This window comes from Collibacillus ludicampi (assembly GCF_023705585.1).
In the GTDB taxonomy this organism is placed as follows: domain Bacteria; phylum Bacillota; class Bacilli; order Tumebacillales; family BOQE01; genus Collibacillus; species Collibacillus ludicampi.
The window spans coordinates 2,168,614-2,192,891 of sequence record NZ_BOQE01000001.1 but is presented as its reverse complement, the minus strand read 5'-3'; the positions used below and the strand labels follow the sequence as shown (position 1 = coordinate 2,192,891).

Annotated in this window: 18 protein-coding genes, 5 tRNA genes and 3 rRNA genes; 6 read left to right on the top strand and 20 right to left on the bottom strand. The window is 45.9% G+C overall.

Translation table 11 applies throughout. From position 1 onward, the window contains the following. Positions 1-10: 10 nt before the first annotated feature. Both DNHGIG_RS11030 and DNHGIG_RS11025 read right to left on the bottom strand, forming a co-directional pair. Positions 11-832 carry a carbohydrate ABC transporter permease gene (locus DNHGIG_RS11030; protein ID WP_282199662.1) on the bottom strand — a complete coding sequence of 274 codons (822 nt, stop codon included), beginning with the start codon at positions 830-832 and terminating at the stop codon, positions 11-13. Then, positions 829-1,767: a carbohydrate ABC transporter permease gene (locus tag DNHGIG_RS11025; RefSeq protein ID WP_282199661.1), complete on the bottom strand. Its 939-nt coding sequence runs from the start codon at positions 1,765-1,767 to the stop codon at positions 829-831. The genes DNHGIG_RS11030 and DNHGIG_RS11025 overlap by 4 nt, the downstream gene beginning before the upstream one ends. Positions 1,768-2,233: 466 nt before the next feature. On the opposite strand from DNHGIG_RS11025, the gene DNHGIG_RS11020 reads away from it, so the two are divergent. Together DNHGIG_RS11020 and DNHGIG_RS11015 are read left to right on the top strand one after the other, a co-directional pair. After that, positions 2,234-3,331, top strand: coding sequence for an alcohol dehydrogenase catalytic domain-containing protein (locus tag DNHGIG_RS11020; RefSeq protein WP_282199660.1), 1,098 nt, complete (start codon positions 2,234-2,236; stop codon positions 3,329-3,331). A 108-nt stretch (positions 3,332-3,439) separates the two neighbouring features. Next, positions 3,440-4,789, top strand: coding sequence for an extracellular solute-binding protein (locus DNHGIG_RS11015; protein ID WP_282199659.1), 1,350 nt, complete (start codon positions 3,440-3,442; stop codon positions 4,787-4,789). 240 nt (positions 4,790-5,029) lie between these two features. Here DNHGIG_RS11015 and DNHGIG_RS11010 read toward each other — a convergent pair whose 3' ends face one another. Further along, positions 5,030-5,680 (bottom strand): C40 family peptidase, encoded by a 651-nt coding sequence (locus tag DNHGIG_RS11010; protein ID WP_282199658.1) that lies wholly within the window; start codon positions 5,678-5,680, stop codon positions 5,030-5,032. Positions 5,681-5,952: 272 nt separating this feature from the next. Here DNHGIG_RS11010 and DNHGIG_RS11005 point away from each other — a divergent pair, with 272 nt between their 5' ends. Beyond that, on the top strand, positions 5,953-7,659 hold the full coding sequence (locus tag DNHGIG_RS11005; RefSeq protein ID WP_282199657.1) for a methyl-accepting chemotaxis protein: 1,707 nt from the start codon (positions 5,953-5,955) through the stop codon (positions 7,657-7,659). A 567-nt stretch (positions 7,660-8,226) separates the two neighbouring features. On the opposite strand, the gene DNHGIG_RS11000 is transcribed toward DNHGIG_RS11005, so the two are convergent. From DNHGIG_RS11000 to DNHGIG_RS10945, 12 genes are all read right to left on the bottom strand, one after another. After that, positions 8,227-8,601, bottom strand: coding sequence for a VOC family protein (locus tag DNHGIG_RS11000; protein WP_282199656.1), 375 nt, complete (start codon positions 8,599-8,601; stop codon positions 8,227-8,229). 50 nt (positions 8,602-8,651) lie between these two features. Further along, positions 8,652-9,533 (bottom strand): GNAT family N-acetyltransferase, encoded by an 882-nt coding sequence (locus DNHGIG_RS10995; protein WP_282199655.1) that lies wholly within the window; start codon positions 9,531-9,533, stop codon positions 8,652-8,654. 81 nt (positions 9,534-9,614) lie between these two features. Then, positions 9,615-10,151 carry a methyltransferase family protein gene (locus DNHGIG_RS10990; RefSeq protein WP_282199654.1) on the bottom strand — a complete coding sequence of 179 codons (537 nt, stop codon included), beginning with the start codon at positions 10,149-10,151 and terminating at the stop codon, positions 9,615-9,617. Positions 10,152-10,328: 177 nt separating this feature from the next. Continuing rightward, positions 10,329-10,404 (bottom strand) — tRNA-Ala (locus DNHGIG_RS10985). Positions 10,405-10,445: 41 nt separating this feature from the next. After that, positions 10,446-10,522, bottom strand: a tRNA-Arg gene (locus DNHGIG_RS10980). 5 nt (positions 10,523-10,527) lie between these two features. Continuing rightward, a tRNA-Leu gene (locus tag DNHGIG_RS10975) sits at positions 10,528-10,613 on the bottom strand. 5 nt (positions 10,614-10,618) lie between these two features. Beyond that, positions 10,619-10,693: transfer RNA gene (locus DNHGIG_RS10970), tRNA-Gly, on the bottom strand. Between the two features lie 5 nt (positions 10,694-10,698). Continuing rightward, positions 10,699-10,774: transfer RNA gene (locus DNHGIG_RS10965), tRNA-Lys, on the bottom strand. Positions 10,775-10,836: 62 nt separating this feature from the next. After that, positions 10,837-10,953, bottom strand: a 5S ribosomal RNA gene (rrf, locus tag DNHGIG_RS10960). A 60-nt stretch (positions 10,954-11,013) separates the two neighbouring features. Further along, positions 11,014-14,073, bottom strand: a 23S ribosomal RNA gene (locus DNHGIG_RS10955). Between the two features lie 177 nt (positions 14,074-14,250). Continuing rightward, a 16S ribosomal RNA gene (locus DNHGIG_RS10950) occupies positions 14,251-15,799 on the bottom strand. The 16S, 23S and 5S rRNA genes sit together here with 5 tRNA genes alongside, the layout of an rRNA operon. Before the next feature lie 387 nt (positions 15,800-16,186). Beyond that, on the bottom strand, positions 16,187-16,750 hold the full coding sequence (locus DNHGIG_RS10945) for an LOG family protein (RefSeq protein WP_282199653.1): 564 nt from the start codon (positions 16,748-16,750) through the stop codon (positions 16,187-16,189). A gap of 189 nt (positions 16,751-16,939) precedes the next feature. On the opposite strand from DNHGIG_RS10945, the gene DNHGIG_RS10940 reads away from it, so the two are divergent. Together DNHGIG_RS10940 and DNHGIG_RS10935 are read left to right on the top strand one after the other, a co-directional pair. Continuing rightward, a complete protein-coding gene (locus tag DNHGIG_RS10940; RefSeq protein WP_282199652.1) occupies positions 16,940-17,269 on the top strand; it encodes a CHY zinc finger protein in 330 nt (109 codons plus the stop codon). 286 nt (positions 17,270-17,555) lie between these two features. Beyond that, positions 17,556-18,539 carry a quinone oxidoreductase family protein gene (locus DNHGIG_RS10935; RefSeq protein WP_282199651.1) on the top strand — a complete coding sequence of 328 codons (984 nt, stop codon included), beginning with the start codon at positions 17,556-17,558 and terminating at the stop codon, positions 18,537-18,539. A gap of 215 nt (positions 18,540-18,754) precedes the next feature. Here the strand turns inward: DNHGIG_RS10935 and DNHGIG_RS10930 are convergent, their stop codons facing one another. Then, positions 18,755-19,660 carry a DMT family transporter gene (locus tag DNHGIG_RS10930; RefSeq protein WP_282199650.1) on the bottom strand — a complete coding sequence of 302 codons (906 nt, stop codon included), beginning with the start codon at positions 19,658-19,660 and terminating at the stop codon, positions 18,755-18,757. Positions 19,661-19,930: 270 nt separating this feature from the next. Here DNHGIG_RS10930 and DNHGIG_RS10925 point away from each other — a divergent pair, with 270 nt between their 5' ends. Then, on the top strand, positions 19,931-20,752 hold the full coding sequence (locus DNHGIG_RS10925) for a glycosyltransferase family 2 protein (protein ID WP_282199649.1): 822 nt from the start codon (positions 19,931-19,933) through the stop codon (positions 20,750-20,752). Between the two features lie 257 nt (positions 20,753-21,009). Here the strand turns inward: DNHGIG_RS10925 and grdA are convergent, their stop codons facing one another. Genes grdA through trxB form a run of 4 tightly spaced genes read right to left on the bottom strand, consistent with a single transcriptional unit; the run spans position 21,010 to position 24,273 of the window. Beyond that, complete coding sequence (grdA, locus tag DNHGIG_RS10920) at positions 21,010-21,471, bottom strand: glycine/sarcosine/betaine reductase complex selenoprotein A (protein WP_282199648.1); 462 nt, start codon at positions 21,469-21,471, stop codon at positions 21,010-21,012. Between the two features lie 39 nt (positions 21,472-21,510). Further along, positions 21,511-21,828 carry a thioredoxin family protein gene (locus tag DNHGIG_RS10915; protein WP_282199647.1) on the bottom strand — a complete coding sequence of 106 codons (318 nt, stop codon included), beginning with the start codon at positions 21,826-21,828 and terminating at the stop codon, positions 21,511-21,513. Next, the gene (gene grdC / locus DNHGIG_RS10910) at positions 21,825-23,273 is read right to left on the bottom strand and encodes a glycine/sarcosine/betaine reductase complex component C subunit beta (RefSeq protein ID WP_282199646.1); all 1,449 of its coding nucleotides are present in this window, start codon (positions 23,271-23,273) and stop codon (positions 21,825-21,827) included. The genes DNHGIG_RS10915 and grdC overlap by 4 nt, the downstream gene beginning before the upstream one ends. Further along, the gene (trxB, locus tag DNHGIG_RS10905) at positions 23,254-24,273 is read right to left on the bottom strand and encodes a thioredoxin-disulfide reductase (RefSeq protein WP_282199645.1); all 1,020 of its coding nucleotides are present in this window, start codon (positions 24,271-24,273) and stop codon (positions 23,254-23,256) included. The genes grdC and trxB overlap by 20 nt, the downstream gene beginning before the upstream one ends. Positions 24,274-24,278 lie beyond the last annotated feature (5 nt).

Here is a 24,278-nt window from a genome sequence, read left to right as displayed (position 1 = left end):
TGAAAAAAATTTATTTTTCTACCCCTCCAAACGTTAAACCTGATACTATATGCCTTTGAGACAGAAAAGTGATGATTACAACTGGAAGCGTTTGCAATACAGCGAGGGCAGCCATTAACTCCCATTTAATATCAAGAGTATTCGCATATGAGGCCAAAGCTACTGGTAATGTTTTTGCAGCATTTTGTGTCATTATTAAACCGAAAAGCAAATCATTCCAGGTCCAAATTATAGAAAAAATAACTACAACAGCAATCCCCGATCGAACCAAAGGTATTCCAATAAACATTAAAATTTGAATTAAATTACAACCGTCGATTTTAGCCGCTTCTTCTATCTCCCTCGGCACTTTTTTAAAAAAGGATATTAGAATCCACACAGCAAACGGTAGATTGAATGCCGTGTATAACAAGATTAAACCTACTAAAGTATCAAAGATACCCACTTTTTGAAAAATTATAAACAAAGGAATGATCACAGCAATCGGCGGCATCATTTTTGTACTTAATATCCATAACTCTATATCCTTTGAACGCTTAATATTATAACGTGCTAATGAATATGCCGCAGGAATTGCAAGTAATAAGGCCAAAAAGGTAGAACAAACGCTTGCTATCAGAGAATTTAAAAAATACGGACTACTATCTTTTAAAACGTAAATGAAATTATCTATATTAATTTTATGAGGAAAAATTACTGGTGGTATCTTAAACATTTCTGCACGTGTCTTAAATGCAGCTAACAGTAACCATAGTAGAGGTAATATATAAAGAAATGTAAGAACATAAACTGAGGCCGCAGAAATCACATTGGAAGACCTTCTTTTCTTCACACTACATCTCTCCTCCACATAGATTTGAACAACAATTGGACAAGAATTGTACTCAAAATTAGAATCAATACGGCCACCGCAGCACCATATCCAGTTTGATAATATAAGAAAGATTGCCGGTAAGCCAGCAAACTTGCCATTTCTGTCGCCTTCCCTGGCCCACCATTCGTTGTAGCATAAACAACATCAAACATTTTAAGGTTTTCCATTACACGAATAAATACGCCTATTGAAATAATATTCGATATAAACGGAATTTCGAGATGAATAAATTTTTTCCACCATCCTGCTCCCTCCAATTCTGCTACCTCTATTAAGGATTTAGGAATACTATTTAATCCTGCGATAATCAGGAGCATCATAAATGGTGTCCATTGCCAAACATTAATGGCAACAATTGAATAATAAGCAAGCTTCTCATCTCCTAACCAAGGTAAAATAGGTAAATGGAGAATTTTAAAAATGTAATTTATGATACCAAGTGTTGGGTTTAATATATATGACCAAAGCAGCCCAGCCACCAATGGTGTTATCATAATGGGAAGAATAAAAATGGTTCGTAAAATATTGACCCCCTTTATCTTTTCAGCACGAACGAATAGTTTCGCGCAAAAATACCCAATTACAAGTTCAAATAATATGGATAAAACTGTCATATAGAGAGTATTGCCAATCGCAGTTCGGAATGTCTCATCTTTTAATAATAGTAAATAGTTATTTAAACCTATAAACTTATTTAACGCTGGGCGCGTTAGATTTAAATTGGTCAAGCTTACGTACAATGCATAAATTAGAGGATACACATTCCAGACCAATAAATAAAGAATTGCTGGTAACACCAAGAACCAACCTGTTACGTTTTCCCCCGAAAACCTTTTTCGCTTCTGGATTCTTTCAGGAATTGGTTCTGTATGAATTTTTGTCATCGTACCCATCTGTTCACCCCATTTTTTAAAATTGATAAGTTAATATTTTAATCTTTAATTCCCCTTCTCAAATTCTGTTTCCACCCAATTTTCTTAAAAAACAAAGCATCGAACCGAATATTCTTTTATATATGCTTATTCTGAATACTCAACCGACATCCTCCTTATCAATTCAGTAATGAATACCTTTATAGTAAACTGTTTCGCATTTGTTAATCAAGCGCTTTCATCATAAAAACGAGCAATTACGAACAAAAAATTATGTGCCAAATTAAAATAATGCGTTTTTCGCTACAAGTTTACGCTCATTTTTCAAACGAACTTTGTTGTTTGATTACATATTTTTCGAATTATTATTGACAAAACATATTCCACAGATTTAAGCTAAATATGCACAAACAAGCATAATATATATAAAATCAATCAACTACGCGCAGGTATGTACATTTTCTCTTAAAAGGGGGTATAAAGACGCGTGAACGATTTGATTCAACTGAAGACTGTGCAATCCCGTGCTTTCAGACTGATAAGGCCTCAGGTAATTGAAGAAACGATTATTGAACATTTTGTTCGTCCCCATGAAGTTATCATTGAACCTACTCTTGCGAGTATTTGCCATGCGGATTTACGCTATTATACAGGGAATCGGCGTCCCGAAGCTTTAGTTAAAAAGTTGCCCATGGCACTTATACATGAAGGCATTGGGGTAATTATCGATAGTACTCATCCAGAATTCTCACCAGGTCAAAGAGTCGTCATTGTCCCTAATATTCCTGGTTGTTCGTTATCAAAAGAGAACATCGAGGAATGGTGTCCCGCTTGTAAGAAAGGAATCGGAGAAAACTACTGCCTTAGAGGACGTTTCCTAGGAAGTGGAACTGATGGTATCGCCCAAAGTCGCCTTGTGATGCCGACAAAATGTGTAATCCCAATTCCTGAACAAGTTCCTGATGAAATTGCAGTCTTAACAGAATTATGTTCCGTCTCTTATCAAGCCCTCCAACATGTGGAGAAACAATTACAAACAGCTCGTGTAGCTGTATTCGGCGATGGTCCCGTTGGTTATTTGACTGCAGCCATGATCCATCATTTGTACAGGGTGAGTCAAGATCATCTCCGAGTTTTTGGAGCTATTTCAGAGAAGCTTGATCAATTTCAATTTGCCGAACGCTCCCTTGTGCAAGATTATGATTTTAATAATGGCGAAAAAGTGGATATTGCTGTGGAATGTACAGGTGGGCGTTTTAGTTCTAACGCAATTAATCAGGCAATTCAGATTTTAAACCCCGGTGGGTTTCTGATTTTGATGGGAGTGTCTGAAGAATGGGTTCCAATTAATACACGTGATATCTTAGAAAAAGGGATTACAATCGTTGGGAGCAGTCGCAGTTCCTCATACGACTACCCCCCTGTACTGGAAGCTATGAAAGACCCTGAATATCAAAAAACTCTACGACGCATCATACCGGAGCAACATTTACCCATCCGTACGGTAGAAGAATTTGACAATGCTTTGAGCGATGCTGCAAAACATCCGAATTGGAAGAAATCCATTCTTAAATTTATTTGGTGAAACCTAAAACAATTTAACTTAATTTTTAATAAATAAAAAATTAATAATATTAACTCAACAAAACATACATCCTGATTAAATTATGGAGGTTTATAAGGGGGCAATTACATGATGAAAAAGAAAAAAACTCTCGTTGCAGGATTTCTAAGTCTGTCTCTTTTAGGATTAACAGCTTGTGGTAATAACACTTCATCCTCTCAACCTAGTAACTCATCTGCTGGCAATGATACGAAATCATTACGTGTCATCATGATTGCAGATCCATGGGTTGATGTCATGAAAAAATTTGGAGATGAATACGAAAAGAAAACAGGCATCAAAGTTCAAGTTGATTCTTATTCATACGACCAAACACACCAAAAGGAAGTATTGCTGGGAACGCAAAAATCAGATGCAGCAGATGTTATCGTAATGGATTCTCCTTGGATTGGAGAATTTGCAGAAGGACAAATTGTAGAAGACCTTAAGTCTCGTATCGAGCAAACACCGGATTTAAAATGGGATGATTACATCCCCTCCTTTGAAAAAGTCGCAGAATGGGAAGACAAAATTGTAGGGGTACCCTTTGCACCCTATTATGTTATGCTTCATTATCGCAAAGATCTCTTTCAAAAAGAAGGGATTAATCCCCCCAAAACGTACGATGAACTTTTAAGCATTGCAAAAAAATTCACCAATAATCCTAAGTATCCCGGAATGTACGGAATCGCCATGAATAATGCAAAAGGTGCCCCAGTTGGTCAAGCATGGTTTGAATATATTTTCAATTTTGGTGGAAAACCTTTTGAGAGCAACTACCCCGGAAGTAAAGATCCTTATAGTGACATGACACCTAAATTTGACTCTGAACAAAGCATCCAAGTGGTTAAATTATTTAAAGATCTATTACAATATGAACCACCTGGCGCTCTTAACATGGCTTGGGATGAACGTACGCAGGCATTTGCTCAAGGCAAGGTCGCAATGATGGCAGAGTGGTCTGTTCGAACACCAGGTTTGCTCGATCCGAGTCGTTCCCAAGTCGCTGACAAATTTGACACAGCTGTGGTCCCATCGTTGACTGGAAAAGATCCAGTCCCCCCACTTGGCGGTTGGTTAATGGGGATCAATAAATACAGCAAAAAGAAAGATGCTGCATGGGACTTCATCAAATGGGTCAATGGCCAGGATATCCATAAACAATTTGTACTTCAAGGCGGTCCTCCTGCCCGCATCTCTGAATTAAAAGACCCAGAACTGAATAAAAAATTTCCGTGGTTTGGTACATTAGCCGAATCAGCTGAAAAGGCGTATGCCGATTGCAGGCCTCGGATTCCAGAAAGTTTTCAAGTAATTGATACAATTGGTAATTATGTGTCTCAAACTCTTAGCGGTCAAATGCCTATCGAACAAGCAATGAAACAAGCAAATAATGAGATTAGCAATCTGTTAAAACAAAGCGGGTATACAGTAAAATAACTAGCTTCAATTGAATGAGGAAGCCTCCACTATACATGTGGAGGTTTCAGACTGCAGACAAACTCCCTCGCTGCCAGAGCAGTAGAGGGAGTTTGTCTGCAGTCTGACACTTCTTCCCATTGAAGAAGAAGTGTTTCCTGTATTTCGGATTGCACCATCGCAACAGTCACAAGGTGGCTGCCGATTGCCGAAATATAGGATCATCATAACCATCAAAGAGTCCTTTACGAAATTGTACGATTAATATATTCGTTTCGCCATTATGTAAGAGGCAGCCCAATAAGGGTTATCCAACGAAGAGATCCAAATTCCTTTCGAACTGGTTGCGGAGATGAATTGTCGATTGCCAAGATAGAAACCTACATGATTAATCTTTCCGTTTGAACCAAAAAAGACTAAATCGCCAGGCCTCAGATGCATTTGATCAATTGAGCTCCCGAGTCTCGCATATTCCGCCGATGACATTCTGGGAATCGCGGATACCCCATGAGAGGAAAACATAAAATACACAAATCCGGAACAATCAAAACCTTTTGGCGTGGCACCGCCCAAAACATATGGAACTCCGATATACCGTTTTGCATCTTGCATCATTTGTTGTTTTACAAGTGCGTGCTGGATAGCCGTTCGTGTTATGGGACCGACGACCCCATCCGCTTGTAAACCATAATCATTCTGAAACGTTTGAACAGCTTCTTTTGTAACAATACCGAAATATCCTGTGATGCGTGGGTATGTAAAGTATCCAAGAGTGTTCAAGTTTTTTTGTAACGATGCAACATCGGCATTATCCGCACCCTGGCGTAAGGATACTGCTTCCGCTTGGACAGGCGTAAACGATGTGGTCACAAATGATAGTGCGAGGAGAGATTGGATCAATTGTTTTTTCAACTACAATAGCTCCTTTCATACAGATACCCCTCATCTGAATTGTGACGTTTTGGTATGTATTCCTACTATTAAATCATTCGAAAGTTGTTGGAATTTGTAGAGGGTATTTCGGTATGTAATTGTTACCATTTATTCTGTGGACCTGTATTTCTGCACGTTCGCTTTGTTTGTCCTCTTTTGGTTGCTGATCTGTTCGAATAGATATTCTCTGAAATACATTTAACGTTTATAATTTTATACAGTTCTATCTGAACCAAATGGAGGTATAAAGGGTGAGAAAAAAGATAACTGTTGGAAAAAAGTTGTTGGCCGGTTTTTCAGCCATGCTTTTTCTCCTGGTTCTGGTCAGTGCCAATGCAGTCTGGAATATGACCCGCATGGAGAATCAAGCGAAAGATATCAATGATAATTGGATGCCAAGCGTTCAGATCATCGGTCAAATCCGATCAGAATTTATTGATGTACAGCGACTGACATTGAGACTCGTTTTAGAAGACGATAAGAAACAAGAGGAAGATCTCGAATCGCGAATAAATGCCGAGATTGAAGATCTGAAGAAAAAACAGAAGACATATGAATCCAAGATAGCAAGTGAGGAAGAACGGAAACTCTATGAAACATTTGTTTCGAAGGAAAACGAGTACTTCAGTCATCTTCCTTCGATCATACAAGCCGGAAGAGAGAACGATTTTCAAAAAGCAAACGCACTAGTAAAAGAGGCTCGCACATCGGCCAATGATTCACTTGATGTTTTATCGAAAGACTTAGACTTGGTCGTAAAAAATTCTGCACAAGTCACTTCGAATTCTGTGCAAACGTCCCGAGCAGGTAAAACATTTGTAATTTCATTCAGTATCCTCGCGATTGTAGTAGGCCTGGGCGTCTCCCTTTTGATCTCACGAATGATTTCAAAACCGTTGATTCTTTTGGCTGGGGCAACAAAACAGATTTCCTCAGGCGATCTAACCGTTGATGAGATCAGAATCAAAAACCGTGATGAAATCGGTGATTTGGCGATATCCTTTAATGAGATGACAACAAATCTAAGGCAGGTAATACAGCAAGTCGCAGAAAGTTCCCAACAAGTGGCATCTTCTTCCGAAGAATTGACTGCGAGTGCAGAATTATCGAGTCAGGCTACGGAACACATAGCAAAAACGATCCAGGAAATAGCTGCGGGTGCTGAACAACAAGCTCATACAGTCGAAGAAACCTCTCAAATCGTCAGTGAGATGGCCACAGGTATACAGCAAATCGCCGTGAATTCAGAAAATGCTGCTTCCACGGCCATTCGAGCATCTGAAGCAGCAACAGAAGGGACTTCCTCCATTCAAAAAGCAATCAGTCAAATGAATTCGATCCATGCGACCGTAAGTGAAATGGCCCACTCGATAAAAACGTTAGGGGAACAAGCTCAATACATAAACCAGATCGCGGAAACGATTACGAACATTGCTGCCCAAACCAATCTATTAGCGTTGAATGCAGCGATTGAAGCAGCCCGGGCAGGGGAGCAAGGCCGAGGTTTTGCCGTTGTAGCCAATGAGGTACGAAAACTCGCCGAAGAAACTGCTCAGTCATCCCAACAAATTGGCGAGTATATCGCAACCATTCACGAGGGAATCCAGGCAGTGATTCAATCGATGGAAATCGGAACAAAAGAAGTGTCACACGGAATTGATGTTATCCATATGGCCGGTAATTCCTTCGAGAAAATTCGGCAAGAAGTCAATGAAGTTGCCACACAAATTCATGAAGTCTCGGCTACTGTTCGGCAGATGGCTGAGGGGTCAAAACAGGTGGTCGATTCCATGCAGTCGATCTCCGAAGTCGCAGTCATGTCTGCATCAGGAACACAAAATGTGTCAGCGGCAACAGAAGAACAATTGGCTACAATGGAGGAAATTTCTACTTCATCCCATGACCTTGCCAAAATGGCCGAAGAATTGCAATCTATGATTGGCAAATTTAAAATCTAAATCTTGTATTCTTAACAACTATACAAGAATTGAGTCCTTCACGGTTTTGTGAAGGGCTTTTTTATCCCGATTTTCCGCAAAAAAAGAAGCCTTCATTGAGGCATCCGTTTAATCAATCGGTACATATGAAGAAAAGGTATTTCTCAATAACCAATCGATGCTTTTACCGAGCAAGGTGACAACTCCGACAGAGAGCAGAGCACCCATAATTTGTTCAGTCATAACATTCTCCCTCCTTGCATTCATTTTTTTGAAAATGTATATAGAACGCGTTTTTTTTCTCTTCTCCCTACCCCATATCAAGAACAGAACAAAATATCCTAATTCAACTATACCATAATATACCAAAATAATGAAGGGGTTGCGCAAAAATTATAATCATTACAAAAAAGTTCTACATTTCGATGTAACGGAATGATATCGCACGATTATAGTTCCATGATCAAGAATCCTGAATTTTTGAATTTACATGTTCACAAAATCATTCTCATGTACTCATAACAACGTTAGCTGATGTAGCTGAAATAAATGATCGGCTCAAGCCGATCAATTGTTCAAAGAGAAAAATTACTTATGTATCCACTCTAAAAATTCAATCCTATTTCCGAATGGGTCATCTATATAAAAACGAATGGCGCCTTCCAATGCATCATCATCCTTAACAGCTACTCCCTGTTGAATCAAATGCTCTCGTAGTGCGCTGAGATTCGTTACTTGAAAAGCTGGATGAGCCTTCTTGGCAGGTTGAAAATCATCTTCTATGCCAATATGTACTTGATGTTTCCCACACTGGAACCAAACTCCCCCCCGTTTTCTCAACTCTTCTGGTTTAGGTATCTCCGTCCACCCTAACAAATCACCGAAAAATTTTCGTGCCTTTTCTTCGCAATCTCTTGGTGCAGCCAATTGAACATGATCGATCCCGGAAAATTCAAAGACCATGATGACTCCTCCTTTTTCATGTTTTTTGACAGGAGTGCCCATTCATTTTCCTATATGGTTCGTTTCATCATAACCTGTTCAGTTTTTATGGTAAATCCCGCTTCTTTAAGCAATTTAACGACCCGATTATTGGAGGCGGGCAGGTTAAATGTTCCTCTGATAAGAGAGGCATCAAATGGAGCATAGACTTCAGCTAACAAACATCGAAGTATATCGTCAGCATCTTCACGCCCTGGCTTTGCTTCACATTGGAAAAGATTGATTCTTGTTGGTTTCCCTGACTCGTCACATGTTTTTGTGTACAATACATAGCCAACTTCTCCGCCATTTGCATCAAGTACAATATCCGATTTTCCGACTGATAGGCTCTGCCATTGGCATTGCCACGGGTACATCCCCTTATAGAAAGAAAGCGTTCGTACATCTTGAGGGATACCGGATTTTATTTGATATGATGGGTTCCCTCTGTTCATGAAAGGAACATTCGCAAAAGTGCCTTCCTGGTAGAAGAAAAGTAAACGATCGGTGATTTTGTACCCCATTTTCCGATAAAGTTTAATAGCGCCTTCATTCTGACTCAGTGCTTCCAATGTCGCTATGTCTACCTTTTCGTCTTGGTAGATCTTTAATGCCGCTTCCATTAACACTTTACCGATCCCTTGTCCGCGAAATTGGGGGGCAACACCGGTACCGCCGTTCCAGGCAACTTTTTTGCCATCGATTATACGGACCCCACTCAACACGAGCCCAACCGGTTGATCATGAATAAACGCAACAATCGAAAGAGCTGGCGAAAGTCCCTCTCTCCCCAGTCGAGCTGTAAACGCATCCACTGACGTTGTCACATCGAAAAAGTAGCCTTTGAACGCGTCGTTCCAAGCCTGCACACCTTGCTCAAATGTGCACTCGCTAAGCCGTTTGATCGTAATCATCTGAATTTCCCCTCTCCGATAAACGATAAAAAACACGATTCACACGATTCTTAATTACATAAATACATGGAATTATCTCTTTTAATACACATAAGGAATCATTCTCCATGTACGTTTTTGATAATCGATGTAATCTTGCCCGAACCGCGAAACCAGTACTTTTTCTTCAATATGTATTCGGTATGCGTATGCCATAAAAAACAGAATAATTATAACCGGGATCGATAACCATGATTTTGTCGCGCATCCATACCCAAGAAAAGTGATGAATGTGCCTAAATAACCGGGATGTCTGATCAATCGGTACCACCCCTCCCGAATCAATTGGTGTTCTCCCTGAATACTTACGTTTCGGCTATAAAATCTTCCTAATGTCTTCATAGCCGAATAACGAATCCATATGCCCAGAAAACTTGCGATTATACCGGAATAGAAAAAAAAGGTTTCGGTGTTTCCCGACTTCTGAAACACGTGAATACGTGGCGGTATGACAATCATTAAAAAGAAGGATACGCCGATTAATATCGATGAACCCCTGTTATTCCTTTCTTCTTTTATCGCGTCACGCCGCACAAACTCCAGTAAAAAATACAAGAGAAGCGGTACATATACGAGCATATTTTTGCATCAACTCCGTATCGGTTATCGGCATTAGAAATTGAGGCATTGCGGTATTATTATAACAAAATTCGATCAATTATGGATAAATCAGAAGGGAAAACCCGCCGTAATTTTGCGGCGGGTTTTCCAGTCATCCGTTACATTCCTTTTTATTTCGGATTATTAAAAAAACGATGGTGGAGGTAAGCGGATTCGAACCGCTGACCCCCTGCTTGCAAGGCAGGTGCTCTACCAACTGAGCTATACCCCCAGATCCCTCACAATGGGGTTCCTTTGTGTGGCGTCCAACTGTGGCGTGCCCGGAGAGATTCGAACTCCCGACCTTTTGATTCGTAGTCAAACACTCTATCCAGCTGAGCTACGGGCACATGTATGGTGCGATCGAGTGGACTTGAACCACCACGGGATAAACCCACACGCCCCTCAAACGTGCGCGTCTGCCGATTCCGCCACGATCGCATGTATGGAGCGGAAGACGGGACTCGAACCCGCGGCCCTCGCCTTGGCAAGGCGATGCTCTACCACTGAGCTACTTCCGCATCTCTGGTGAGCCATGAAGGACTCGAACCTTCGACACCCTGATTAAAAGTCAGGTGCTCTACCAACTGAGCTAATGGCTCATTCAGGGGGAGGTAAGCGGATACTAGGCAAGCGCTCTACCACCCGCTAGTAAATGGGTTCAGCCTGGCGACGACCTACTCTCCCGGGGGCTCCCGCCCCAAGTACCATTGGCGCTGGAGAGCTTAACTTCCGTGTTCGAGATGGGAACGGGTGTGTCCTCTCCGCTATCATCACCAGACTGTCGGGATTGCTCCCTGAAAACTGGACACGAATATGAGATATGGAACCATAAACCGTTTAGATTAAGCCCTCGACCGATTAGTACGGGTCAGCTCAACACCTCGCGGTGCTTACACCTCCCGCCTATCCACCCTGTCATCTTCAGGGGGTCTTACCTCGTTGACCGAGTGGGAAGTCTTATCTTGAGGGGGGCTTCGCGCTTAGATGCTTTCAGCGCTTATCCCGGCCCGACATAGCTACTCAGCGATGCGGTTGGCACCACAACTGAGACACCAGCGGTCGGTTCATCCCGGTCCTCTCGTACTAAGGACAACTCCTCTCAAACTTCCTGCGCCCGTGGCAGATAGGGACCGAACTGTCTCACGACGTTCTGAACCCAGCTCGCGTACCGCTTTAATGGGCGAACAGCCCAACCCTTGGGACCAACTACAGCCCCAGGATGCGATGAGCCGACATCGAGGTGCCAAACCTCCCCGTCGATGTGGACTCTTGGGGAGATAAGCCTGTTATCCCCAGGGTAGCTTTTATCCGTTGAGCGACGGCCCTTCCACTTGGAACCGCCGGATCACTAAGCCCGACTTTCGTCCCTGCTCGACCTGTATGTCTCGCAGTCAAGCTCCCTTATGCCTTTGCACTCGAAGCGCGATTTCCAACCGCGCTGAGGGAACCCTTGGGCGCCTCCGTTACCTTTTAGGAGGCGACCGCCCCAGTCAAACTGCCCGCCTGACATTGTCCCTTGCCCGGATGACGGGCACAAGTTAGAAGATCAGTACCTCAAGGGTGGTATCCCAACGGCGGCTCCACCAAGGCTGGCGCCCTGATTTCCAAGCCTCCCACCTATCCTGTACATGAGATACCCATCTTCCATATCAAGCTACAGTCAAGCTCCATGGGGTCTTTCCGTCTAGCCACGGGTAACCTGCATCTTCACAGGTATTACAATTTCACCGGATCTCTCGTCGAGACAGCGCCCAAGTCGTTACGCCATTCGTGCGGGTCGGAACTTACCCGACAAGGAATTTCGCTACCTTAGGACCGTTATAGTTACGGCCGCCGTTTACTGGGGCTTCGGTTCAGAGCTTCGCTTTCGCTAACCCTTCCCTTAACCTTCCAGCACCGGGCAGGCGTCAGCCCTATACGTCGCCTTACGGCTTAGCAGAGACCTGTGTTTTTGCTAAACAGTCGCTTGGGCCTTTTCACTGCGGCTCCCTCGGGCTCATCACCCTACCGGAGCGCCCCTTCTCCCGAAGTTACGGGGCCATTTTGCCGAGTTCCTTAACGAGAGTTCTTCCGAGCACCTTAGGATTCTCTCCTCGCCTACCTGTGTCGGTTTGCGGTACGGGCACCAGCAGCCTCGCTAGAAGCTTTTCTTGGCAGCGTGAAATCAGGGACTTCGCTACTTGAATTCGCTCGGCGTCACAGCTCAGCCTTACCGAGAGACGGATTTACCTGCCTCTCAGCCTCACTGCTTGCACGGACATCCGATCGTCCGCTCACCCTATCCTTCTGCGTCACTCCATCGCTCAAGCGGCTGCAAGGTGGTACAGGAATTTCCACCTGTTGTCCATCGCCTACGCCTTTCGGCCTCGGCTTAGGTCCCGACTAACCCTGGGCGGACGAGCCTTCCCCAGGAACCCTTAGGCTTTCGGTGGACAGGATTCTCACCTGTCTTTTCGCTACTTATACCGGCATTCTCACTTCTCATCAGTCCACCAGTCCTCACGGTCTAGCTTCAACCCGATGAGAACGCTCCCCTACCACGGATCGTTCATCACCCTAGACTCATGGCCACCCGCGGTTTGAGCGGGCGATTTTGGCGAATGCTTTTGAAGGATCCTTGCGGAAAGCATTCGCAGAAAATGTCTTATACACCATGACGTCCACGGTGACGAACGATTCATCCATAGCTTCGGTATCCGGTTTGAGCCCCGTTACATTTTCCGCGCAGCGTCACTCGACCAGTGAGCTATTACGCACTCTTTAAATGGTGGCTGCTTCTAAGCCAACATCCTGGTTGTCTGTGCACCGCCACATCGTTTCCCACTTAACCGGAATTTGGGGACCTTAGCTGATGGTCTGGGCTGTTTCCCTTTTGACCACGGATCTTAGCACTCGTAGTCTGACTGCCGGAGATCGAGATCATGGCATTCGGAGTTTGACTGAGTTCGGTAACCCGCGAAGGCCCCTAGCCCAATCAGTGCTCTACCTCCATGTCTCTGCTCCGACGCTAGCCCTAAAGCTATTTCGGGGAGAACCAGCTATCTCCGAGTTCGATTGGAATTTCACCGCTATCCCCACGTCATCCCCGCATTTTTCAACATGCGTGGGTTCGGACCTCCATGCGGCTTTACCCGCACTTCATCCTGCACAGGGATAGATCACACGGTTTCGGGTCTACGACTGCGTACTCTAGCCCTCTTCAGACTCGCTTTCGCTGCGGCTCCGGCTTCCCGCCTTAACCTCGCACGCAATCGTAACTCGCCGGTTCATTCTACAAAAGGCACGCCGTCAGGCACATCCTTGCGGATATCGCCCTCCGACTGATTGTAGGCACACGGTTTCAGGTTCTCTTTCACTCCGCTCCCGCGGTGCTTTTCACCTTTCCCTCACGGTACTGGTTCACTATCGGTCGCCAGGTTGTATTTAGCCTTAGGAGGTGGTCCTCCCGGATTCCCACGGGATTCCTCGTGTCCCGCGGTACTCGGGGTCCGTCTCGAGTCCTCTTCGTTTCAGATACGGGACTGTCACCCTCTCTGGTCGGCCGTTCCAAGCCGTTCTCTTACGAAAAGGATTGGTAACTCCACGTGAGACGCCCACGACCCCGCCTGTGCAAGCACATGCGGTTTAGGCTCTTCCCCGTTCGCTCGCCACTACTGAGGGAATCACTGTTGTTTTCTTTTCCTCAGGGTACTAAGATGTTTCAGTTCCCCTGGTGTACCTTCTCACTGCCTATGGATTCAGCAGTGGATACCCCGCCATTACGCGGGGTGGGTTGCCCCATTCGGAAATCCCCGGATCAAAGCCTGCTTACGGCTCCCCGAGGCGTATCGGCGTTAGCCCCGTCCTTCATCGGCACCTGGCGCCAAGGCATCCTCCGTGCGCCCTTCGTAGCTTAATCTACAAAGTGACTCGGTTGATTCCAGTTCCATTGCAAACTGCTATGCAGTTCCCTTTGCAATGTCTTCTCATATTCGTTATCCAGTTTTCAAGGAGCAAGTGAAGGATTCACTCCTCAAAACCAAATCGTGTAGGGAGATTGTTCGGCGTGAGCCGAACCTCGTCATAACATCCTTAGAAAGGAGGTGATCCAGCCGCACCTTCCGATACGGCTACCTTGTTACGACTTCACCCCAGTCATCGGCCCCACCTTAGGCGGCTGGCTCCTCAAAGAGGTTACCCCACCGACTTCGGGTGTTGCCAACTCCCATGGTGTGACGGGCGGTGTGTACAAGGCCCGGGAACGTATTCACCGCGGCATGCTGATCCGCGATTACTAGCAATTCCGGCTTCATGCAGGCGAGTTGCAGCCTGCAATCCGAACTACGAACGGTTTTCAGGGTTTGGCTCCACCTCGCGGTTTCGCATCCCGTTGTACCGCCCATTGTAGCACGTGTGTAGCCCAGGACATAAGGGGCATGATGATTTGACGTCATCCCGCCTTCCTCCGACTTGTCGTCGGCAGTCTGTTGTGAGTGCCCAACTGAATGCTGGCAACACAACACAAGGGTTGCGCTCGTTGCGGGACTTAACCCAACATCTCACGACACGAGCTGACGACAACCATGCACCACCTGTCACCGCTGCCCCGAAGGGAAGGTCTGTCTCCAGACCGGTCAGCGGGATGTCAAGCCCTGGTAAGGTTCTTCGCGTTGCTTCGAATTAAACCACATGCTCCACTGCTTGTGCGGGCCCCGTCAATTCCTTTGAGTTTCAGTCTTGCGACCGTACTCCCCAGGCGGAGTGCTTCATGCGTTAGCTTCGGCACTCATGGGTATGAGCCCACGAACACCTAGCACTCATCGTTTACGGCGTGGACTACCAGGGTATCTAATCCTGTTTGCTCCCCACGCTTTCGCGCCTCAACGTCAGGAATCGGCCAGCAAGGCGCCTTCGCCACAGGTGTTCCTCCACATCTCTACGCATTTCACCGCTACACGTGGAATTCCCATTGCCTCTCCGACCCTCAAGCTCTCCCGTATCCAAGGCCGTCCCGGGGTTGAGCCCCGGGTTTTCACCCCGGACGCAGAAAGCCGTCTGCGCGCGCTTTACGCCCAGTGAGTCCGGACAACGCTTGCCCCCTACGTATTACCGCGGCTGCTGGCACGTAGTTAGCCGGGGCTTCCTCCTCCGGTACCGTCAGGATAGGAGCATTGCTTCACCTATCGGTTCGTCCCGGAAGACAGAGTTTTACAATCCGAAGACCTTCATCACTCACGCGGCGTTGCTCCGTCAGGCTTGCGCCCATTGCGGAAGATTCCCTACTGCTGCCTCCCGTAGGAGTCTGGGCCGTGTCTCAGTCCCAGTGTGGCCGGTCACCCTCTCAGGTCGGCTACGCATCGTTGCCTTGGTGAGCCGTTACCTCACCAACTAGCTAATGCGCCGCGGGCCCATCTGGCAGTGACGCCGTGAAGCGCCTTTCCCTCCTTACGGATGCCCGTGAAGAGCGTATCGGGTATTAGCACTCGTTTCCAAGCGTTATCCCCGTCTGCCAGGCAAGTTGCCCACGTGTTACTCACCCGTCCGCCGCTGACTTCGAGGAGCAAGCTCCTCTCCATCCGCGCGACTTGCATGTATTAGGCACGCCGCCAGCGTTCGTCCTGAGCCAGGATCAAACTCTCGAAGAAAGATTGTATGTCATGCTCCGAAGAGCCGACAAAATCAAACATCCTAGCTCCCTACACGATTCAGTTTTCAAAGAGCGACCGTCGCAAAAGCGACTTTTACAATATACCATCTTGCAATCTATTTTGCAAGTGGTAATTTCTGTTCTTCTCCCTCGTCACCGCTCATCACGGCGACAGGCGCTATCTTATCATGTAAAGACCATTCACCTCAATTCGCTTTGCGGAACAATACATAACAAAAACACACATAAAGCGAGATAAACCCGATCGCTTCACTCTTATTCTTACTTTTTCTCGGAGAAATGATCAATCTCAAAAGAACAACATTCCACTTGAAGCAGGAGTAAAAAATGGACAATACGACGGGAATTTTTTTGAAAGCTGGTTCTACTTGTTCTCGAACACAGGGGATTCGAATTCTTTGAGTTTTCTTATCAAGGATCGGCTATCATAAGCCGCTACGAACAGCTTTTTGTGTGCTTCTTGAACGAATCCGGCTTTTATGGCGTGATCGATCATCTCCAGAAGAGGTGTATAATACCCGGCGATATTGAAGATTCCGATGGGTTTTTTATGTATTCCGAGTCGCGCCCAGCTTACAGCCTCAAATAATTCTTCAAAAGTTCCGTAGCCACCTGGTAACGCAATAAAGGCGTCGGCAAGATTACTCATGGTGGCCTTTCTTTCATGCATATCCTTGACTTCAATCAGTTTGGTTAAAGACGTATGTACCTTTTCAGCTATAAACAACCCGGTGGGCATTACGCCGATGACCTTGCCCCCATGTTCGAGCTCCTTGTTCGCTACCTCTCCCATCAGCCCAACTTTGGAACCACCGTAAACCAACTCAAACCCGTTGTCGGCGATTTCCCGGCCAAGCTCTTGCGCATGAAACACGTAATCCGAGCAAGCGCCTACATTTGAACCCGCAAATACACATATCCTTTTCATTGAAGAAACCTCCAATTTCACATACTATACAAAGAGTATAGTTCACCTGACAGGGAAGTAAAAGCTGGAGCTCAAGCAAGTTCAGATGGAAGTACACGCTTTCGACTCCCATCGCGATTGGCAGTTTGGTATTTCAAGAGACTTTCGCCTGCAAGGTGTTAGACAAATGAACAGAAGGTAGAGAAAAATATGAAGATCCATGGTATCGAAGTAAAAGGAACGAATGTAGATCCGGAAACACGCTGCAAACACTATTCTTCCGAAAAGGATATTATTGCCATCAAGTTTCCTTGTTGCCAAACATATTACCCCTGCTTTCAATGTCATAAAGAAGGAGCCGATCATCCTGCACTTGCGTGGAAGAAAGAACAGTGGCATGAAAAAGCGATCTTGTGCGGAAAATGTGGCGCTGAACTTACTATCATAGAGTATATGGGGTGCAACGCTAGATGCCCTAAGTGTGAAGCAAGCTTTAACCCGGGGTGCAGGAATCATTATCACCTTTACTTTGAAAATTAAATGTTTCAAGGCAAGTCACGATCGCCTATCATTAATGAACATACTACAAAAGTGAACCTGTCAAACCTACTGACCTTTTTTCCGCTGCCAACATTATTATTATACGAATTCATAGCCTATATTCCGAGAGATGGTCATGTTGCACACATTTTTCAACCCCATCATTTCGAGAAGCTGCATGGTTCCATCTCTAAAAGTTCGCAATTATCATTTGAATCAAAAAGGTTATTCCCGACAAGTCGAGAAATATATGTATCTAAGTTGAGCTACGAGGAGGTATCCGGGAATGAAAGCAGTGGTTGTTACGCAATTTGGTTATCCTGAAGTTATGAAATGTATGTCAGTTGACGTACCTTCCGTGAAATCCAATCAAGTGCTCATCCGGGTTAAAGCAACTAGCGTCAATTTTGCCGATATTAAATCGCGTTACGGTAAATACCATGGTGGCACCCAACCTCCCTTTATACCTGGATTGGATGCGGCAGGAATTATTGAGGCAGTTGGATCTGATGTTCAGCATTTGAAAGTAGGGCAACGGGTGATCGCATTCCCTAGAACGGGCTCCTATGCAGAATACATAGTCGCAGATGAATCTCTGACATTTGTGCTTCCCGACAACGTAGACTTTGAAACAGCGGCGGCTTGTCCCATCGTTTCCTTTACTGCATACAAGTTGCTCGCCGATGTAGCAAGATTGGTTCCCGGTGAAACGGTGCTTATTCACGCCGCCGCTGGTGGAGTGGGAACGACAGCGATCCAAATAGCGAGAATTTTAGGTGCAGGCTCTGTGATCGGTACAGTTGGAAATGAAAACAAGGTTGCAGCAGCTATAGAAGCAGGTGCCGATCATGTCATCTGTTATGAGAACGTTGACTTCGCTGAAAAGGTAAACGAACTGACTGATGGTCGAGGGGCTGATGTGATTCTCGATTCGATATCCGGATGGGTATCCGAGAAAAGTCTTGATTGCCTGGCCATGTACGGGAGACTGGTACACTTCGGTAATGCCAGTGGAGAGGTTGGACAATTCAAAACAAAAGATTTGCATTCAAGTTGCCGCTCCGTTCTCGGCTTTAGTTTAGGAACGACGAGAAAAGAACGTCCCCATCTCTTGCGTAGTGCAGCAGATCATGTGCTCAGTTATTTAGCAGAAGGTCGATTGAAAATGAAAATTGGAAAACGATTCACGCTCGAAGAAGCGGCCGAAGCTCATCGTTGGGTGGAGAGCAGAAAAAGTATTGGGAAAGTTTTATTGACGGTGGCAGATTGACTCGTTGTCATCGACACAATCTCATTAGAGAAGTTGGAAAAACGAGGGGCTTAACACTCGCCCCTCTCATTATTGAAGCAACTCTGCCACCCCAGATTCCTTGAGTGGCTATAGCAGACAATAACCTTAGAGATGTATGCGGCGTTTTTCCTGGAGCATGTTATACAAGTGCACCTGATCTCTTTCATTTTGGGCTATGGAATATATACCCTCACTTACCGGCTGGAAGAAGCGTTCTCTTCCCATTCCCCTTTTCTGCGTAAGAAGGGGAGATCTGCCACTAAAGCCACACTGAGAAGAATGATGAGCAAGCCTGAAATGGTATGTATGGAAATGGCTTCTCTGAGGAAAAGGGCTCCCCACAAAACCCCGAACACCGGAACCAGAAATGTGACACTGAGAGTCTTGATGGGGCCGACATTCCGCATCAGGGCAAAATAGAGCAGATACCCCAGAGAAGTGCAGAAAATCGCCAGTCCCAGTACGGAAAACATCACAGTCAAAGACGGAATTTCATGCGGAAGAGTGGCCACTGCAAACGGTACGAGGAAGAGGCTTGCCCCCACTTGTTGCCCAATCGCCATGTCCATCGGTTTCTCTCCTGAGAACGCCCGCGATGAATAGACGCCGCCAATTCCATAAGAAAAGGCTGCGAACATAGAAAACATTACAGACTTGAAAAGAGGTTCACCATTCTGATACGGATCCCATCCGACTAAAATTGTGACCCCTAGTAATCCGAGAAGGAGCCCTCCCATTTTCTTGATCGTCAGAGTGTCTTTCGTCCATATCCACGCCACAAGGGCCGTAAAGAGCGGAGTTGTCGCATTCAGAATGGCTGCCAGCGAAGAGGATATATGCAATTCCGCCGCTGAGATCAGCGAAAACGGTATAGCCGCATTGAAAGCCCCGAGAATCAAATATTCTTTCCATTTAAGAAGCAGATTCAGGTGATGCCTCGTGGCGAGTGCATAGAGGACAAGGGCCAGACCTGCGATTGATACACGCAGAAAAATCAGAACAAAGGGTCCCAGGGCAGGAACACCGATACGCATGAACAAGAATGATGATCCCCATAAAGACGCAAGAAGAAACAGCATGATGATATCTTTTGGTTTCATTTCAAATTCCCCCGTGGTTCATGATGAAAGTGAAATTGTTTTCTTGTTATCGTTTTACCACAATTCTCTCTATGTTGACTTTTGAATTCTTGCCCTGTCATCCCATCCTGACGATCAGACTCCCGTTTGTCTGGGATATTGAAAGTGGGGAGATTTTGGACACGAAACGAAATCTAGAATTGAAAGTATGAGGGATAGAGAGTTATGATATTAGGTAAACATTTCTATTTTCGTGAATTTTCCTTTTACTATGAATGTAGAGGTGATTCTTTGCAACCGTTGGTTTCTGTGGTGATCCCGACGTTTAATCGTCCCTATTTTTTGTGCGAATTGTTAGAGTCTTTATGTCATCAAACTTATTTACATTTTGAAGTGATCATCGTCAACGATCAAGGGGATTCGGTCGATTTTGTGAAAACATTGTACCCTGAATTACCCATCCATATCATTGAACTCGAACAAAAATCCTATCATGTAATGGCACGCAACGAAGGTGTGAAACGTGCCAAAGGAGAGTATATCCTGCTTTGCGACGACGATGATCTGCTTTTGCCCACACATATCGAAACGATGGTTCTCGAAATCGATGGGTATGACTTGGTCTATTCAGATGTGGAAATTTTCCATTACGAAATCAAAGACCAGGTTCGCATTCCTACGCATACATTTTTGTTTGCGTACGAATACGATCCTGCAGGCATGAGGAAATTTTCAACATTCGTTCCCTCAGGAACGCTTTACAAAAAAAGCATTCATGAAACGATCGGATATTTCGATCCTTCCGTTTCTCATTATTGGGATTGGGATTTCTTTTTGTGCGTGTCTGAACACTTTCGCGTCAAACGAGTCCCCGTCGCCAGTGTATTATACGCTTTTTCCGCAACCGGTCATCAATCTTCCAACCCGGAAGTGATGCGTCCATATTTGGATCGATTGTGTGAAAAACACCAATTGGGTTTTCTCCCGACCAAAAATTTCTTTTTGTTGCTTGAAGAACCCGAGGTTCAAAAACGGAGAGCCGAGAGCAGAAGAATCTGGGATCAAAAACCGATCCTTTCACGGCTTGTAAACAACAAACTTTATTCATTGTAAAAATATTATCGTGTTATGAAACAGGGGCAAGGATTCGGTAAATGACGATTTCCCTTTTCCTCCCCTTTCCTGAATCGTTTTTTATGTGAAATATTTCACGAAGGACATGCAGATCACCTTGCAATCGACAAAGTATGAGGCTCGAGACAACGGGTCTGAAGCTGGCGAAATCCTTGTAAATCAAAAAGACCGCCGGCTTCGGATTTGAAACCAGCGGTCTTGCTCTTTGCCACACGCAGGAGTTTATAGAACATCTCTCAGTCGGACAATCTAGCCCTTGCTCTTTGCATCGCTTCGCAAATCGCCTCTTTGTCCAGCGACAATTCGGCCAATCCTACCTGTTCCTGATAGACTTCTTCCGGCACCAGTTGTTTAACCTCGTCTTCCAAAATGTGATACACAGCGAGTCTCAACGAGACTCCAGCCAACGGACCTGCATAGGTCGGGTCGCCGAGGGTCACCGTTTCCGCGTAAATATCCGCGCTGTCAGCATCCGGAGAGCCCAGGAGCACGACAACATTCTCGTTTCCGTACTCCTCGGCCGCCTTCTTCAGCGTCCCCTGCACCTCCAGGTCCATCGCTCCCGCCGCTGTTCAGACGAAGCACTGGGTGTCCATGAAGACGACTTCCCCGCCGGCTGCTTTCACACACTCAGCCACTGCGGGCGCTGGAACGCCGTCTCTTTCCCCCACGATAAACACTTTTTTGCCTTTTAACATGTGATCTCCTCCAGTCTGAAGTATATGTTTATACTATTTTTAAAGATTCGCTTGCAAGCATTTCTCAATATCCTCGATGTCGATGTCCTTTCCACTCAGCCTCTCTACTTCTTTTCCCTCTTTAAACAACAGAAATGCGGGCAATCCGATGACGCGAAGATCAATGCACAATCTGCGATTTTCCGCGCTGTTGAGTTTCACCACCTTCACTTGATCCTGATATTTGTTGGCAAGCTCCTCGACTTGCGGCATCAAAGCCAAACACGGCTGGCATGTCGGACCCCATACGTCGACCAACACCGGCTTCGAGGATGCAAGCACTTCTCCAGCAAAATTGTCCTTGTTCACCTCAATCATTTCGCACACCCCTTGTTGGTTTCGATCAAAAACGACATTCCATCCGACAATTTGGTCATTTTGCCGAGGAAAAGACTCCCTTTCGCTACAAACATCGCATTTTTGATTTCCTGATTCATGATCATATCCCGCGCATGCACCAAAAACGGGATGGCGGCTGCAATATGCCCTTGCGTCGGAGAAAAACCGGGCATTCCGTAGGAAATTTCAAAATCCTGAATTTTCGTTTTGTCCATCTCCCCTCTTAAGACGGCCATACTGGCAATCGTGCGGTAGTTCGTCCGCGGCACGTTTCCGTTTCCGTTCGGTTCGGTAATTTCCGGATTATGCATCTCCACCGCGTATTTGTCCACATCCAAAATGCGCTTTCCGATCCTCTCTAACGGATCGACCACAAGCGTTTGGTAAATCGCCTGTGCAGAAGACCCGGAGGATATATTGTGTTTCCCGACGGCATCAAGCCGGATCACTGGGCTTTTCCCGTCATCTCTTCCGACCAGAATCGCAATCGCTCCCATCTGGTCTTCCATGATCGGCATGCTGTGCTTCAGATGTCCGGCAAATTTCATGCCCAGCTTGGCCAAACAGCCTCCGCCGATCACCAGCACTTCCTTATATAAACCCGACTGAACCAAGCTAGCGGCAACGACCACCGCGTGCGTGGGAGCGCAACAGAAAGACTTGATGTCTGCACCGCTCGCGTTTACGCATCCGGCAAGTTCCGCAATCGATTTGGCCATATTGCCGCCGCCCCGCTGATATCGGTCGCCAACGGCTTCCTCATCGCACCCGATCACATAATCAATCTGGTCGGGGGTGACATCAAACGCTCGCAACACATGACGCATGGCGACAAGCCCTGATGCTTTGTTACATAAATTTTCTAACAATATCTCCGCTGTCAAGTTGTGATCTTCTTCATTTCCTTCCAGCACGCAGCCAATCAGTTTGGTTTTGTCAACGTGCAGGGGCACTGCTTTTCCTGAGGTAATTTTTTCTTCAATCACCCGAAGGTTGACACCGTTACCAAGCCGTTTCAGATCATCGCTGCTGATCAACGGGTGCATTTCCAATTTTCCCTTGATTTCTGCCAAGAACCTTTCCTCCAGCAAAACCAGCTCATACTCATCAGAAATTTTTAACCAGCCGTAAAATTCTTCCTCCGGCATGATTTCACCGCTGGAACTGAATCGTTGGGCATCGGGTGCGGCCGACTTGTACCAGGGGCCTTCAATGCTGAGCAACCCGATCGGTCTCAGATTACCGATAAATACCTGGTTGGGCGGATAGGAGACCGCCTGCTCGTAGCTCCTTAAGCTGGTCAATATTTTTTCGAGGAGCGACGGATCTTTTTTGATCTCTCTTTCCGGTTTGGAACCGTGACGAACCAAACTGGGCGTATGAACGATCACGGACGACGCTCCTTTAATGACGGGCGTTATCATAGGCACCTCCTGCTAGGCCAACGAATTTATACGAAATTTTGGAATCTTCAATCATCAATTGTTCCTTCAGTTGTTCATCCAATTGCTCCACGTAGTGTTGGGCTGACTGGGCGGCCAGACAGCCGTCCCCGGTTGCAGTGACCACCTGCCGCAACGTTTTTTCCCTGACATCACCTGCCGCAAAAATTCCCGGAATCTTCGTTCGCATCTGATCGTCGGTCAGGATATAACCCGCATCGTTGGTGATACCGAGATGTTTGACACAGTCTGAGATCGGATCCATTCCGATATAGATAAACACGCCTTGGCAAGGGTATTCGGACACCTGACCGGTGACGGTGTTTTGCATCAACACGCCGGTCACCATGCCGTCCCCGCGGATTTCCTGCACTTGATGGTTCCAGATCAAATGAATTTTTTCATTCTCGAATGCCCGTTTTTGAATGATTTTCTGCGCCCGCAGGGAATCGCGACGGTGAATGATCGTCACCTTACTCGCAAACCGTGTCAAAAATACGGCTTCTTCCACCGCCGAATCCCCCCCGCCGACCACTACCAGTTCCATGTCGGCAAAGAACGCTCCGTCACACACGGCGCAATAGGATACACCGCGCCCCGAAAACTCTCGTTCTCCCGGTACACCTATTTTGCGATGCTCCGCCCCTGTCGCCACAATAACCGATTTGGCCTTGTATTCCCGATCCGCCAAGATCACCGTTTTATAAGGATATCCATCCTCTATCCTTTGAATTTGTCCGTTCTCGTAGTCCGCTCCGAATTTTCGGGCGTGGTCAAACATGTTTTTTGACAGTTCCGGTCCGAGAATCGATTCATAGCCCGGATAATTTTCGATATCCTCCGTATTCACCATCTGTCCGCCCGGAGGACCTTTCTCAATCATCAAAGTCTTCATGTTTGCCCTCGACGCATACACTGCTGCGGTCATTCCGGCAGGTCCCGCCCCCGCTATGATCACGTCATACACCTGTTCCGGGTTCATTCATG